General features: G+C 40.8%; 14 protein-coding genes. 6 read left to right on the top strand and 8 right to left on the bottom strand.

What is annotated here, in order from left to right; genetic code table 11:
• Positions 1 to 4: 4 nt before the first annotated feature.
• From METTI_RS08215 to METTI_RS08190, 6 genes are all read right to left on the bottom strand, one after another.
• Positions 5 to 1,246 (bottom strand): methanogenesis marker 15 protein, encoded by a 1,242-nt coding sequence (locus METTI_RS08215; protein ID WP_023845355.1) that lies wholly within the window; start codon positions 1,244 to 1,246, stop codon positions 5 to 7.
• Complete coding sequence (locus tag METTI_RS08210; RefSeq protein ID WP_023845354.1) at positions 1,243 to 1,707, bottom strand: methanogenesis marker 5 protein; 465 nt, start codon at positions 1,705 to 1,707, stop codon at positions 1,243 to 1,245. Before METTI_RS08210 ends, METTI_RS08215 begins: the two co-directional genes overlap by 4 nt.
• 9 nt (positions 1,708 to 1,716) lie before the next feature.
• On the bottom strand, positions 1,717 to 2,151 hold the full coding sequence (locus METTI_RS08205) for a methanogenesis marker 6 protein (RefSeq protein ID WP_023845353.1): 435 nt from the start codon (positions 2,149 to 2,151) through the stop codon (positions 1,717 to 1,719).
• A gap of 2 nt (positions 2,152 to 2,153) precedes the next feature.
• Positions 2,154 to 3,677 (bottom strand): methyl-coenzyme M reductase-associated protein Mmp3, encoded by a 1,524-nt coding sequence (gene mmp3, locus METTI_RS08200; protein WP_342665138.1) that lies wholly within the window; start codon positions 3,675 to 3,677, stop codon positions 2,154 to 2,156.
• 53 nt (positions 3,678 to 3,730) lie between these two features.
• Entirely contained in the window at positions 3,731 to 5,341 is a 1,611-nt protein-coding gene (gene atwA / locus METTI_RS08195) for a methyl coenzyme M reductase system, component A2 (protein ID WP_023845351.1), read from the bottom strand.
• Positions 5,342 to 5,590: 249 nt separating this feature from the next.
• On the bottom strand, positions 5,591 to 6,409 hold the full coding sequence (locus tag METTI_RS08190; protein WP_023845350.1) for an HAD family hydrolase: 819 nt from the start codon (positions 6,407 to 6,409) through the stop codon (positions 5,591 to 5,593).
• A gap of 109 nt (positions 6,410 to 6,518) precedes the next feature.
• Here METTI_RS08190 and METTI_RS08185 point away from each other — a divergent pair, with 109 nt between their 5' ends.
• The 6 genes from METTI_RS08185 to METTI_RS08160 all read left to right on the top strand — a co-directional run bounded on the left by METTI_RS08185 (position 6,519) and on the right by METTI_RS08160 (position 11,435).
• Positions 6,519 to 7,244: a matrixin family metalloprotease gene (locus METTI_RS08185; RefSeq protein ID WP_023845349.1), complete on the top strand. Its 726-nt coding sequence runs from the start codon at positions 6,519 to 6,521 to the stop codon at positions 7,242 to 7,244.
• Positions 7,237 to 7,602, top strand: a complete 366-nt coding sequence (locus tag METTI_RS08180; protein WP_023845348.1) for a methylated-DNA--[protein]-cysteine S-methyltransferase — start codon at positions 7,237 to 7,239, stop codon at positions 7,600 to 7,602. The genes METTI_RS08185 and METTI_RS08180 overlap by 8 nt, the downstream gene beginning before the upstream one ends.
• Before the next feature lie 60 nt (positions 7,603 to 7,662).
• On the top strand, positions 7,663 to 9,396 hold the full coding sequence (locus tag METTI_RS08175; RefSeq protein ID WP_023845347.1) for an aldehyde ferredoxin oxidoreductase family protein: 1,734 nt from the start codon (positions 7,663 to 7,665) through the stop codon (positions 9,394 to 9,396).
• Between the two features lie 150 nt (positions 9,397 to 9,546).
• Positions 9,547 to 9,930 carry a translation initiation factor IF-5A gene (locus METTI_RS08170; RefSeq protein ID WP_023845346.1) on the top strand — a complete coding sequence of 128 codons (384 nt, stop codon included), beginning with the start codon at positions 9,547 to 9,549 and terminating at the stop codon, positions 9,928 to 9,930.
• A 42-nt stretch (positions 9,931 to 9,972) separates the two neighbouring features.
• Complete coding sequence (gene speB / locus METTI_RS08165) at positions 9,973 to 10,842, top strand: agmatinase (protein ID WP_023845345.1); 870 nt, start codon at positions 9,973 to 9,975, stop codon at positions 10,840 to 10,842.
• A gap of 68 nt (positions 10,843 to 10,910) precedes the next feature.
• Positions 10,911 to 11,435, top strand: coding sequence for a GNAT family N-acetyltransferase (locus METTI_RS08160; RefSeq protein WP_023845344.1), 525 nt, complete (start codon positions 10,911 to 10,913; stop codon positions 11,433 to 11,435).
• Positions 11,436 to 11,456: 21 nt separating this feature from the next.
• On the opposite strand, the gene METTI_RS08155 is transcribed toward METTI_RS08160, so the two are convergent.
• Positions 11,457 to 13,286: a PAS domain S-box protein gene (locus METTI_RS08155; RefSeq protein WP_156916263.1), complete on the bottom strand. Its 1,830-nt coding sequence runs from the start codon at positions 13,284 to 13,286 to the stop codon at positions 11,457 to 11,459.
• A 191-nt stretch (positions 13,287 to 13,477) separates the two neighbouring features.
• Positions 13,478 to 15,715 (bottom strand): PAS domain S-box protein, encoded by a 2,238-nt coding sequence (locus tag METTI_RS08150; protein WP_048135318.1) that lies wholly within the window; start codon positions 15,713 to 15,715, stop codon positions 13,478 to 13,480.
• Between the last annotated feature and the right edge of the window lie 134 nt (positions 15,716 to 15,849).

Here is a 15,849-nt window from a genome sequence, read left to right as displayed (position 1 = left end):
AGAATTACTCCTCCACGTATCCTGAAGCCAGTAAAGCACTTCCTACAGCACCAATAAGGTGGGAGTTCGGTGGTACGAGAACATTGATCTTGAGCAGCTCACCAAGAGCTTTTGGAACTCCTTCGATAAGAGATGAACCTCCTACAAGGATAAGCGGTTCCTTAACATCGACTTCCTGAAGCTGCTGTTCAAAAATTTGCTCTACAACACTGTGACATGCTGCCGCTGCAACATCCTCAGGTGTTGAACCCTTCGCAAGGGAGTTGACAAGTGACTGAATACCGAAAACGATACAGTAACTGTTCATGTCAACATTCTGTTCCATACCCTTAACCGCAAGTGCACCCAGTTCTGTAATATCGACACCAAGCCTTTTTGCAGTCATATCAAGGAAACGACCTGATGCACCTGCACAGATACCTCCCATGGTAAACATTCCTGGGATTCCGTCGTCGACCGATATGGCTTTGTTGTCCATCCCACCAATATCAATTACAGTTGCATGACCTTTTTGGGAATCTGCAAGGTAAACTGCACCCTTTGAGTTGACAGTGATCTCTTCCTGTACCAGTTTGGCACCAAAGTGTTCACCGATAAGGAAACGTCCGTAACCTGTAGTGCCGATCGCCTGGATATCCTCTTCTTTAACTCCGGCTTCTTCAAGAGCCTGATCAAAAGCTTCCCTTGCACTGTCAATAACTTTGATAGTAGGCACCCACCCGGAACCAATTATCTTATTGTCCTTCATGATAACAGCCTTGGTAGTTGTTGAACCTGAGTCAAGTCCTGCTGTTAGACCACTCTGCTTTTCCCTTGCAAGCAGATGTCTGCGTCTTGCGATAGTTGTGAGAGCTTCCATACGTGTCAGCAATGTTGCTGCAGTCGTACGCTCTGTAAATGAATAACTGATAACAGGAAGTTCTGAATGTTTGTTGATGTAACGGCGGATTTCATTTCTGACGATTGCTGCTTCTGCACATCTGAAACATGATGTGATAAAAACACCATCTACGTCCGTGATGCCTTCTACAACAGCTTTTGCCCTTGCCATCATAAGACGAAGATCAGGACTTGCTGCCTCTATTCCAAAATCCTTACCGATATCATCAAGGATATCGATCTCAATTTCAGGATAGACAAGTTTAGCATTAACACTTGAAGCCACAGACTCCAATTCTCCGTGAACACCTGCATATTCGGAACCGCATGATACGAGTGCCACTTTTACAACAGCTTCATCATTCATTCTGTTGCCTCCTCTGATTTGACTTCATCCAGTGATTTCAAAAACTCTGCAATCTTGTAGACAAATTCCTGCCCTTCATCATCGTCTTTTGGGAACTCCAGTTCAAGAATTGGCATTTCGCGGCTTCTTATGAGATACTTGGTGAGTTCGTTGGTACGGGCACATCCCATGCAACCAAAAGCCATTGGGGATTCTCCTACAATGATGCCAGCTTCTGCCTCCTCTATCATGGGGCCTACGATGGCCATCCTGCCCCTGACACCTGCAGGAACTTCAACAGCAGCGTACTTCAGACCATGCTTTGGTTCCTCTGCTGTAATATTCATAGGTGGTGAATCAACACCAACGGTCGTGACCTTTTCCTTTATCTTTTCCATCATTGCCAGTGGTGTGTGACCGAACCTCTGCACCAGGTCAGAAAGGATCAGACTGTTTGTAGGGTATATGATAACTTTAGCCATGGTATTGCCTCATAAGCTGGATTCAAGTATATCCTGAAGATCTTTCACTCCAAGTTTTTTCTTGTGTTCTTTCTCTTTAAGCGGAACATGTTCATCGTATTTGTCAAGCGCATTTCCTATCACCGGGAGCATCATTGCCTCTTCCTTGAGGAAATAGAAACCAGGTCTGGAACCTCCTCCACGGGAAGCACGGCATCGCCTGTCATCACCTGGAGGGAAACCTCTCTCTTTTACGAAAATATGATTTTTATCAAGATCAACAATCTCTTTTACTACTTTGTTGACGGCCTCTCTCGGCCCGGTGACCATTGTCCCAAAACATGTCTCCTTAATCACAATATCTGTGCTGGATTCGTATATCTTCATGGCGGCATCGATAGGCAGCACACTGTCAGAACTTGTAACAACAAGCTTTGTTATGACATCAATATTATCTTCGGCCATTTTCATTCCTCCTTGCTGCTCTCTAAGACATACATTAGATCGTTATCCTTGAAATGTTTGAGTTTTTCAGGATTCAGTATCTTACCGATAATATTGGTATTTCCAAATCTCTCACCTGTCGGACCGAAAAGGTCATCATCAGCTAATTTTACACCTATCATTCCGGCTCTCTTTGCAGCCTGGTTTGTAACACCTATCTCACCTGCAATTGTCTTGGACGGAGTGTTTTCCGGGAAAATCTCCTTATAAGATTCTGCAGGCTTTTCAGCCTTGAAAATATAGGTATTTTCATAAGTCATCATTACCGGAAGCTCACCAACCGGATTATACTGCAGACCCACTGCATGCCTGAAGAAATCAAGAGTCTTTGGAGCAAGATCATCATAAAGTTCGATCTCTACAAGCATCTCAGGATCAACACCCTGTACTGTTACTTTCTTTTCATCCAGAATCTCAATTGTGGTTGATGGAGACTGTTTTACAATAAACCCATCATCACCGGTATAGCCTTCCCTTGTAAGTTCAATTCCCTGCTCTGACATTTCAGCTTCTGCTTCCGCATTAGTCATTCCAAGAAGCATAACCTGGTCCGGAACTGATTCAAGCATGACTTTCTGGCCTTTTTCTGCAATCCTTGCAAGTTCGATTCCCTGCACAACATGACCTATCACAGAATGCATGATAGATGAAGTGCGGGCGTCGGTTGAAATGAAAAGTTTTCCGGCACCGTATCCCACGGTCCTTACAAATACTGAACCAGTGGATCTTGCCTCGAAATTCTCATAGGTTACAAGTTCACCCTGGAAACGATGATCGGATATAAATGAAGTTGAAAGATAATCAATATGGAAAGTTCCATCCCTTGTTACTGAGAAGAAGAACTCTGCACCTTCGGGAGCCAGAGGGTCTATCTCAATCTTAATATAAGTAAAAATGCGATAACCGTCTTCAAGTTTTGTTGAAAGATCTGTAGTAGAGATGTGTTCTCCAACTTTTTCCCATTCAACAACCGGTTCGACAGATAATATTCTGTCTCCTCTATCAAGATCAGAAATTACATGTTTTCCGCTTATTAGTCTTGCAAACACACCTTCCTCTGGTGCGCCATATTCTGCTGAGTGACGTGTTTTGCTTACAATAATGTGAGTGTTTGCAGCATCGCCACCACCTGCACCAAAAAGCAGTGTGAACCGTTCCATATCGGATTTTTCACGTGACGGTTCCATTTCAGTGCTGAAAGGACCAAATGCAAGTACGTCTTTGTTTGTCCAGCGCACAGGAAGTTCTGTAAGCTCTTTAAAAATGGAAATCCAGCGTTTGGAAGAAGGAGAAGATTCATCGATGAGCTCTATTTTGAACTCACCTTTAGAAGTCTTCACAAGATATTCTTTTGAAGCCTGTGACTTCTGGTCTTCCTTCTCAATAAGTATACCAATTGCTGTACCCTTTTTATAGGGGGCGTTTGACACCTTGATGGCGTCCTCAAGAGTTGAACTTTCGGGTAATTTAAGTTCCTGTCCGTTAATCTCTACCGTTATTTCGCCACTCGTGCCAAACTCCTCCGTGTATATCTAAAATATCATGTTTCTGCTGCTTCCATACGCTCTTCTTCGGTAAGCTCTGCCAGAACGGTCTTTGGATCACCGACACTGACTATCTTGCCATGCCTCATAAGAGCTACGCGGTCACATATCTCTTCTAGGAAGTCCATATCGTGAGATACGATAACGAATGTATCACCCATTTTCTCACGTGCTTCCAGAATAGATTTTGTAACCTCTTTCTTTGTGAACGGGTCCATTGTTCCCGTTGGTTCATCCATTATAATGATATTAGGTTCCTTCATCAGGATCTGGGCAAGTGCAACCCTGTGCCTTTCACCTTCACTAATCTCATCTGACATCTTTGATAATATAGATTTTGCCTTCTCCTCAGTAAATCCGGTTGCAATCAGTGTGTTGATGGCCTTTCTGACAGCAAGCTCGTATGGAAGGTCAATACCTATGGATTCAGTAAGGTTGTCGATGATAGTCCTGTGAATGTAAAGACCATATTCCTGGTGCAGTATTCCCATGTACTTGACAGCACGACCCCTGCATTCAGGACCCGGTTTTCTCATGTCGACCCATTCCTCACCAACGCGTACCTGTACATCACCGCTGGTTGGGGACACAATGCCCATTAGTACTTCAGATGTTGTTGTCTTTCCGGCACCACTTGTACCTGCAAGACCGAATATTTCTCCTTCTTTTACATCAAAGGAGATATCATTAACGGCGTAAACAACACCCCTGCTTACGGAAATATATTTCTTGACAAGGTTGTCCACTTTAATAAGCGGGTCACCTACAGGAACATCACATTTCTTTTCAATAGTGCAGATCATCTGCATGAAGTCTTTAGCAACTTCGGAAGGTTCACCTTCCTTTACAATTGCACCATCTTCAAGAATGATAGCCTTGTCTGCAAGGTCTTCAACTACTTCTGACCAGTGGGAAGTAATGACCATTGTCATGTTGTAGTCTTTTACTGCCTTTGCAATAACATCATGGACCACATCAGCAGTCCTTGGGTCAAGTGTACCGGTTGGCTCGTCTGCAATGAGAAGCATTGGGTCTCTTACAAGCTGACGGGCGAGTACTACTCTCTGCTTTTCTCCACCACTAAGATCACGTGCCACGTGCATCATACGGTGTGAGAGCTGAACCTTTTCCAGTAACTCCACCGCGCGGGAAACAGCAGTTTCACTGTTAACACCGACCTCTGTAAGTGAGTTTACCACATTGGTAATAACCCTGTCATCACCATAAAGCGCGAAAGTACGCTGGAGCATGATAGCAATCCTTTTGGTGATCTCACGTCTGTCACCATCGTGTAAGGAAAGTTTAATGAAATCAGCTTCGAAAGGTTTGAGAGTTTCACCACATTCAGGACACTGCTGTCCCGCTTTGCTTGGCGGCTCCATGTGTCCGCACTTCTCGCATCTTGCAAGATGGTATATTACTTCTCCACTAATGCCTTCGTACTCTTCAACACCACGCAGGACGTGCATCAATACTGTTTTACCAGAACCACTTCTACCGAGGATTCCGAGAACTTCTCCCTCGTTTATGGTTAGATTTATATCTTTGAGAACTTTGACACCATCAAATTCAAGTGTCAGGTTTTTGACTTCAATGAATAATGCCATTTGATTTCCTCCGCCCAGGGGTGCATAGGAGTCCTGTTTCACTAATAATGATATGCATATCTACTCAAATTACTTAACGGTTTTGCAGACTACATACAAAACTAGTTCTGCTGGAACCCATGCAGACCTGATAACAAGTTTTTAGCGTCTTTTTTAAAGAATTACTGTTGGATTATTGAACTCAATACATAAACATAACGCATCTGCTTCGCGGTGTTAACTTCTAAAAAAGGGATGCACATGTTGATTTTATGAAGTGACGTAACCATCCACATTCTTTATAATGTTCACTACATCAATGATATTGCCTATGATAATGTCTGCAGAATCCTTCAACACCTGGGGGCGTTCATCTCCCTGCTGCGACGTAAGGATTCCAATATCAGCAGCCCTCAATGCAAGTATATCGTTCATTCCGTCGCCCACCATGACAACAATATCGTGGTTATTTTTCAGGTTTTTCACAATACGTTCTTTATCATGTGTTGTGGCAACTGCAAAAACATCTTTCATGGGGATTGAGAGTGAAGACGCAAGTACCTGAAGATTTTGGGAGTCGTCTCCTGAAGCTATGAAAATATCAACACCAAGTTCTCTTACAGTCCGAATGGTTTCCAGGGTACTGGAATACATTTTTCCACCGGTGCTAAGAACATAAGGAATCAGACTCTCCTGAGAATCCACAACAAGACCTGCTGCCAGATATGAAATCTCAGGACAACGCCCTTTTACGTGAGAAACTACGTCATAGATGTCTTTGATTTTCACAGTATTGTCACGAATTATACTGTAAACATCTTCAAGCTCAAAAGGACTGCTTGAACAGCTTATTCCCAGAGAAACATCATACATCTCAATGAATTCCCTGAGCTCAAGGTCGGGTGAACATTGCCACAAATCATCAAAGCGGGTGCGCATAACCACAAGTGCCCTGTTAGCTTTTTCAGCAACAAGAAGAGTTGTCTGTATGTCTTCCAGCACAGAGCCATCGCTCATGTCCTTTGCAACACGATACATATGCAACAGTGTCCCGGCACTGTCAAAGACAACAGCAACACGTTTTTTCATAAATTGTGATAGGACTTATCAAATATACGTTTACTCCTTTGCTGCAAATTCACAGCAATACTGACTGCCAAATAACTAATAAGCAAACAGAAACAATTTCAGAATACCAATGAGCAGAACGAACCTGATCATAAAAATACTCATAGTTACTGTTTTGCTGGCTCTTGCTTTTGAGGGTATGCGACATACAGATTATAACGAACCTGTTATAGCGTCACAACCGTGGGACCACAGCCCCATTACAGTTTACATTGACGACACCGATTTACCGGAGCATTACAGCCCCAGTTACAGGGAAGACGTACTGAATGCCCTTGCATACTGGGAAAATGGAGGAAACGGACAGCTTGATTTCCAGCCCGAATTCCAGGTTGTTGAAGTAGATAATGCTGACATATTGATTATGTGGGTAGATAATCTCGAAAAGGATGCAGGTTCAGCAAATGGAATCGCAGGATTTACAAGGCCATACATCGCAAACGGTCAATATGAAAGAGTGGATATTGTCCTTGAAACCGGAAACTATGAAGGTTATGCATGGAGACAATACGGCGACAGTTCCATGGAAGATATAGCCGCACATGAACTTGGACACGCACTTGGACTTGGGCACAGTGACGACAGAAATGACATTATGTACCCAAAATATGACCGCAGTGAAAATCTTAATCCACTGCTCTTCAATTCTACTCGTTATCTGCTTCTGGCTCTGTTGATCGGAGCAGCGATTTTAGTTTCATATCACGGAACAGGATGGCTTCGATATAAGAAACAGAGAAAAAAGCTTGAAGATGATGTATTCAAAGATACTGGCGGGGAAGAGAAAAATGAGTGACATGACCATCTTTCAAGCCATACTGAGATATTTTGGCGGAGAGATAATTGATTTTTCAGATTATGAAGTTGACCTTTCGGAACTCACACAATTCCAGCGTGAAGTCCTTGAAGAAGTCAGAAAAATACCCTATGGTGAAACAGTAACTTACAGGGAACTGGCTTGCAGAGTTGGAAGAGAAAGGGCGGCCAGAGCTGTTGGCTCTGCTGTTGCCAAAAATCCTTATCCAATAATCATTCCCTGCCACCGTGTAGTTTCGTCTTCCGGCATTGGAGGGTTTTGTGGTGAGACCTGTGGAGAAAAGGTCGAGCTTAAAAGACAAATGCTTGAAATGGAAGCGAACTGCAAAAGAAAATAAATGATGAAAAAGATAATATGTATTGATGGTGGGGAAAAAGAGAAACATATGGGGTAAAATATGTACGGATGGACTGGAAGAACAGTTATCGTAGATCTGGGCAACAACTCAGTAACAGAAACTAAAACTGAAAAAAATTATGTTGAGCAATTTATAGGTGGACGTGGTCTTGCATGCAGGTTTATGCAGGATTTTGCCGACCCTGAACTTGACCCGCTGAGCCCTGAAAACCCCCTTATAATCACAACCGGACCACTCACAGGAACCTCTGTCCCGATGTCCGGACATTTTTCTATCACATGTAAGTCTTCGCTTACGTCAACATTATTCAGCACAAATGTGGGTGGCTATTTTGGAGCCGAGCTCAAATTTGCAGGCATTGATGCCCTTGTGATAACAGGCAAAGCTGAAAAACCGGTGTATATCAAAATCTTTGACGAAGAAGTGGAAATATTGCCTGCGGAACATCTCTGGGGAAAAAATACTGCTGAAACAACTAATCTTCTTGAGGAAAAAGGAAAGGTTGCCTGTATAGGCAAAGCCGGTGAAACGTTAGTCAGCATGGCAAACATCGTTAATGATCACATATATTCAAGCGGCCGTGGCGGGCATGGTGCCATTGCAGGTTCAAAGAATCTCAAAGCTATCGTTGTCAAAGGCACTAATAAGATAGAAGTTGCAAAGCCTGATGAGTTTGAAAAAGGTATAGAAAAAGCAAAGAAACTTCTGACTGCAAGCCCTCCTGCTTCCAAGGGACTTAAAAAGTACGGCAGTTCCGTGATTATTGACCTTCTGGACTATATGGGAACTTTGCCAGCCATGAACTTCCGTGAAAAGAAGTTCCAGAATTCAGAGAAGCTTTCAGGAGAAGAGCTAAACAATACATTCCATTTAAAAGAGGCACCATGCTACGCCTGCCCCATTGGCTGCAAACGAACAGACCCGGATGGAAAGCCTGTGCCGGATTATGATTCAATATGGGCATTCGGACCGAACATCGGAAATGATGACATTATACTTGTCAGGGAACTTGACAGCCTCTGTCTAGATTATGGACTGGACCCCATTTCAGTAGGATCTGCAATCGCAGCCTACATGGAAATTAAGCCATGGATCACAATGGATGAAGTCAAAGAAATTGCCACAGAAATTGGAGAAGGAACACATTACGTTTGCAAAGGTACCCATGATTACCTGCAGTCCATTGGAAAAGAAGAGTGTGACACTGCAGTGAAAGGTCTTGAGATTCCGGGATATGACCCCAGGGAAATAAAAGGAATGGCAATTGCTTATGCGACATCAAACACAGGTGGCTCTCATCTAAGCGCATTTATGGTTGGCCCGGAGATAATGGGCAAACCCATGCTTCTTGAGAGAGACAAATTTGATGGAAAAGCTGCTCTTGTACTATATTTCCAGGACCTTACGGCTGTTATTGATTCACTGGTTCTGTGTCCGTTTACAATGCTTGCGGTAGGAGAGGTTGATTTTGCCGCTCTGCTGAATAATCTTACCGGTGAGAACTATTCTGCTGAAGAACTGCTCAAGGCAGGTGAAAGAATATTCAACATGGAAAGGATGTTCAACCTGAAAGCAGGAATTAAATCAAAAGACGATACACTTCCCGATATTTTCTTTGATGATGGTGACATTGAGAAAAACGAGTTTGAAAAGACTATTCTGGACTATTACCATTTCAGAGGATGGAATGTTGAGGGTATACCGGAAGAAGAGAAACTAAAAGAACTCGACATTTGTGAAGAAAAAGATAGAAAAGATAGTTCTGCAGAATGAAGAGGATATAAATACATATATATTAGATTCCTCTTATTATTACCTCCGATTAATGCGGAATCAAAGGTTAAGTTCATATATAGCATTAAGAATTATACCCTTATACCTTTTAAGCTCATAACTAATTGTTACGATTATGGAGGATTTTAAGTGAAAATACAAGTTGAAATTAAAGAACTCAAAGAGGGTAAGTACGTCATTGTAGATGACGAACCCTGTGTCATTAAAAGCATATCCAAATCAAAACCAGGAAAACACGGTTCAGCAAAGGCAAGAATCGATGTAATCGGACTTTTTGACGGACAGAAGAGGTCAATTATCGGTCCGGTATCTGACAAGACATACGTCCCTGTTGTCGAAAGAAAGAACGCACAGGTACTATCACTTTCAGGTAATATTGCACAGCTCATGGACATGGGCGACTTCTCAACATTCGAAATGACTGTTCCTGAGGAATACAAGGAGAGAATCGTTGAGGGAGAAGAGGTTTCCTACCTCACCGCAATGGGCAAGATGAAGTTCGATCTCAGATGATCGAACCCTAACTTTTCTTATCTTTTTTTAATTTCTGAATTTATGTTCTACAAACCTGATATGATGGATGCGTTTGCAGACTATGATTCTGCAAAGTATGTTATATTCGGTGTCCCTTTTGATGCTACATCCTCATTCAGGCCTGGAAGTCGCTGGGCTCCTGATGCAATGAGAAAAGCCTCAGTGAATTTTGAAACCTATAACCAGCATTTTGACATTGATTTTGAAGACCTGCTAATACACGATATCGGAAACCTTGAGCCTTATTCTTCAGTTGACGAAACACTTGAGGATCTTTACCATGCAGTCAGGCCAATTGTAAAAGACGGTAAGATTCCTATTATGATGGGAGGAGAACACTCACTTACCTATCCCTGTGTTAAAGCATGTGCAGAGGAAGCAGGAGAAGAAATTGGCTTTGTGGTACTGGACGCACATTTTGACCTCCGGGAAGAGTACGGAGGTATCAGGAATAACCATGCATGTGTTTCAAGGCACGTTCGCGATGATATCACAGACACCTACGTGACAATAGGTGTTCGCAGCGGACCAAAGGAAGAATGGGTCTATGCCAAAGAAAATGGCATCAAATACTACACTGCAGACGATGTCCGTGAAACTGGAATTAAACAGGTCATTTCAGAAGTCAAGGAATACCTCGGTTGTAAGAAAATCTACCTTTCACTTGATATGGATGCAATTGACCCCGCGTATGCACCCGGTCTTGGCACACCTGAACCTTTCGGACTGACAGATATCGATGTTCGCGAAGTTATACGTGCACTTGCACCAATTTCTATTGGTTTTGATGTTATGGAAATTGCTCCGGAATATGATAACGGGATAAGCGCACTTCTGGGAACGAAACTTCTCAGGGAATTCATTGCTGCTCACGCTGCAAGTGAGAAATAAATCCTGCATAAGACATGGCATGAATTCATGCCTTTGAACTCATTTTTACTATCAATTCCGGTGGTCCAGTGAAGATTTCAATAAGGAATGCTGAAAAAGAGGATATTGAAGGAATAATGTGTGTTGAGCATGACTCATTCCATTCTAATATCGCTGAAAACGCTGATACTTTCCTTGAAAGAATAGAAACATTACCTAATGGATTTCTGGTTATGGAGATAAACGAAGAAATTGCGGGATATATTTCCTCAGAACTCTGGGATTATTCTGAAAACATCAACATTGAAAAATTTAAACTTGGACACAGCATTACTGAAACTCACAAAAATGACGGGAAAGAACTTTACATATCTTCCATCGGAGTTCTGGAAAAATATCGTGGAAGAGGTTATGGAAATACTCTTTTCTCAGAACTTGTAAGCAGAATTTGCAGCAAATATGAAATATCAAGCATTGTCCTTATTGTATCAGAAAACTGGCATGCTGCAAAAAGAATCTATGAAAAAAGTGGATTCCACGAAATTCAGATAATAAAATGCTTTTTTGATGACGATGAAAAGTCAGATGCAATCGTCATGAGAAAACAAATATGAATTTCAAAATTAAAAGTAAAATTACAATTTTTGTGGAATTGTAAAAGTAACTGTGGTTCCTTCTCCAACCTTACTTACAAGAGAAATCTTACCACCATGCATTTCAACAAGTCCTTTTACAAGAGAAAGACCGATGCCTACGCCACTGTATCTGCGTGCGTGTGACCAGTCAAGCTGGACAAATGGTTCAAAAAATATTTCCTGCTTATCTTCCAAAATACCGATGCCGGTATCAATTACCTGAACACGAATATCATTGCCGGCATCTTCAAAAATGATTTTTACAGATCCTCCTTCCCTATTGAATTTAATGGCATTTTCAATCAAATTATGAAGAATAGCATTGAATTTAGAGTCATCTGCAAAGATACATTCAAGACCCGTCCCGATCTCAAATTCAATCATAACGTTCTTTTTGGAAGCCATTGGACGAAATATATTTTCAAGTTCAGCGACCATTGGCTTCAAATCAAAATTTATAATATCGAGTTCGCAGTTTCCAGCTTCAATCTCTGCAACATATATCAAAGAGTTTACTGTTTCAAGAAGGTTAGAACCTGCTTCATTAATCCGGCAAAAATATTTTAGTTGTTCTTCGTTTAATTTATCAGAGAGCTCATTTAACAATACATCAGTATAACCAATTATTATATCAAGAGGAGTGCGCAGCTCATGGCTGATATTAGCCAAAAATTCACTTTTTGAATTTGAAGCGTATTCTGCAAGTACTTTTGCATCCATTAACATTTTCTCAGAAAGATTGCGCACAGTTGTATCCACACAAAGTGCCAGAAGTTTATTGCCATTCAGCATTACCGCTTCTATCTGCATATAGAAATCAGTACCATCCTTTTTTGTGAATAAAAACTCACCAGAAGCTTCACCTTCTGTCTCCACCCTCAAAAAATAATCTGTAGTTTCAGACATAGATTCTTGATTACATAGATCAAGGATGTTCATACCCATGAGTTCTTCAGCAGAATATTCTGTATGAGAACATGCAGCTGGATTCACATCAAGAACCATACCAAATATATCAGTTACAAAAATAGGATGTGGTGAATTGTCAACATATGTACGGTATTTTTCCTCACTTCTCTTAAGACGTTGCTGAGATGTTCGTATATCGGTTATATCAAGCACACTGCTAATGTAATATGGAACATCTTTACTATTGTAGACGATATCTACGTGAACCAAAGCATGCACAAAGTATCCGGACTTGTGAATGTATCTTTTTTCGATCTCAAATGAATCAATATCCCCGTCAAGCATTTTTTTTAGCATTTTAGCTTCGGTTTCACTCTCATCAGGGTATGTGATATCCATAGATTTTATTGAGAGAAGTTCTTCCTGTGTATAACCTACGATCTCACAAAAACGGGCGTTTACTTTCAGGAGATCTCCTTCCATGGTCGTATAGAAAATACCTACTGCCGATTGTTGAGAAGTATCTTTGAAAAGAGAATCATCATCACAATAAAAGGATTCAGGTTCATGAATAGCAAAATTGGATTTTTGTACCTGATTTTTTGCCTGACTTGAAAACAATTTTTTTTGGCTCTGTCCCTTGCTGATAAGAGCTTCCAGATAGGAAATTGTAGTATCCATATAAAATGGCTCTTCTAAATAACCATCTGCTCCTGACTCAATGAGTCTCGCTTTATCTTCAATAGAGAAATCAGAATCAACAAATACCAATGGTATAAAGTAATATTTGCCGGAGAACTTTACCTGCTGAGATATCTGATAAGCATCCTGTTTACAGGAAGATACATCAATTGCAATAAGGTCTGGTATTAATGTATCAAGTTCTGCCATAATGGAATTACATGGATTTACTTCAACCACATCGAAATATTTTTTAATAATATTAGTGAATGAGCTTCTTTTATCAGACCCATTCCTGATATTAAATATTACATGTTTCAAAGAAATATCAGTCCATATAAAATTATAATAAAGAACAAGTATGTTTTATGTATAGAACATATATAAAAATGCAATTGAAAGCTGATATTATATGACATTATTTAAAAAAATTAGATCTTTTGGGGAATAGTAAAAGTAACAGTTGTCCCTTCTCCAACCTTACTTACAAGGGAAATTTTGCCACCATGCATTTCAACAAGGCCTTTTACAAGAGAAAGACCGATGCCTACGCCACTGTACCTGCGTGCGTGTGACCAGTCAAGCTGGACAAAAGGATCAAAAAGTTCATCCTGCTTATCTTCCGGAATACCTATTCCGGTATCAATTACCTGCACCTTGATATCATCGTCATCCCTGCCAAAAACAACATGTACTGTACCTCCCTCTTTGTTGAATTTTATAGCGTTTCCAATCAAATGATGAAGGATGGTCTTAAATTTAGATTCGTCTGCAAGTACATACTTGATATTAATATCAACATCAAATTCCATAATCAAATTATATTTAGAAGCCATAGACCTGAATATTTTTTCAAGATCAGCCACCATTGGTTTAAGATCGAATTTCATAATGTTGAGTTCGCGGCTTCCACCTTCTATCTCTGCAATATAAATAAGGGAATTAACAATCTCAAGAAGGTTCGAACCCGCATCCTTGATACTGGAAGAATACTTCATCTGCTTCTCATTTAATTCACCCGATACTTCACTTAAAAGAACATCAGAATAACCTATCACAATATTTAATGGCGTTCGCAGCTCGTGACTAATATTAGCAAGGAACTCACTTTTAGAGTTAGAAGCAGTTTCTGCAAGCATTTTTGCTTCAATGAGCAGTTTCTCTGTAAGCTTGCGTTCTGTTGTATCTACACAGAGTGCCAGAAGCGTCTTCTTGTCAATCATGACAGCTTCTACCTGCATATAGAATTCAGTCCCATCTTTTTTCAGGAACAAAAGCTCAGCAGAAACCTTAGCATTCTTCTTAACACTCAGGAAGTGTTCAGTTGCAGCATCTACAGATTTTGGACTGCACAGGTCTATGATATTCATGTCCATTAGTTCTTCAAGGGCATAGCCTGTAAGACTGCATCCGGCAGGATTTACATCAAGAAGCATACCAAATACATCTGTTACAAAAATAGGATGAGGAGAGTTATCAACATAAGCGCGATACTTTTCCTCACTTTCCTTCAGGCGTTGCTGGGATGTCCTGATATCTGTTATATCAAGAACATTGCCCATATAGTAAAGTGGATTCCCATTTTCGTCAAAAATTAGATTTGCATGAAGAAGGGCATGTACAAGATAGCCGGACTTATGAATATACCTTTTTTCCATTTTAATAGCGGGAATTTCACCAGATTCCAGTTTGTTATGTTGCACAACATTCTCAGCCATGTCTTCAAGAAAACTTATGTCACGCAGATGTTTGCCTTTAAGTTCGTGCTCTTCATAACCCAGCATATCACAAAAAGCAGCATTTGCCTGCTCAATTCTTTTATCATGAACAGACATTCTTACAATACCGATACTACTGGATTCGTACATTGTCCTGAAAAATGCCTCACTTTCATGAAGCCTTGCTTCTGCTTCTTTTTGTGCAGAAATGTCTGCCACAATGGAAAACGCATTTCTAATATTTCCGGATTCATCGCGGCTTACATTGGTGTATAACTTAACCCATACAGGATGTCCTTTTTTGTGAATGTATCTCTTTTCAATTTCAAATGAATCAGCATTCCCATCAAGAATCATTTTCACCATTTTAAGTTCAGTTCCGTCCTTGTCAGGATAGGTGATATCCATGTAATTTAAAGAAAGTAGTTCTTCCCGGGTGTAACCCACAATATCGCAAAAACGATCATTAACCTTCAGGAACCTGCCCTCTATGGACATCTGGGCAATACCTACTGCCGATTGCTGGAGAGTTGCCTTGAATAATTCCTCATCATCCGGATCAAGACATCCCGCAGATATGACTTTTGCCCCGGAAACTTCTTTTTTGAGTGCATCATACTTTTCAGCAAGACAGGAAAAATTCTGCCTTTTATTAATAAGGGCTCTCAAATAGGCAACTGTAATATCCGAGTCATAAGGTTCTTCTAAATAATCATCTGCACCGGATTCTAATAGTCTCACTTTTTTATCACCGGGCAGAGGTGAACCTGTAAAGATAACTGGAATAAAGTGATATTTATCTGAGAAATTTATCTGCTGGCATGCCTGATATGTATCCGGATCATCGATGGATTCCTGAATAACAATAGCATCCGGAATCAAAGTTTCAAGCTTTGTTAAAAGAGATTTGCATGGATTGACCTCTATTATATCGAAATCATTTTCGATCATACTTTTAAATTGACTATTTTCGCAGGAGCCATTACTGGCTATGAATATAACTGAGTTCAATGATCATACTTCCATGCCATCTATACACAGAGATAATATATTTATGCACCATACACCTATAAAAATGCAATTGA

The organism is Methanolobus tindarius DSM 2278, assembly GCF_000504205.1.
GTDB classification, from domain to species: domain Archaea; phylum Halobacteriota; class Methanosarcinia; order Methanosarcinales; family Methanosarcinaceae; genus Methanolobus; species Methanolobus tindarius.
This window is presented reverse-complemented; position numbering and strand designations above follow the sequence as displayed.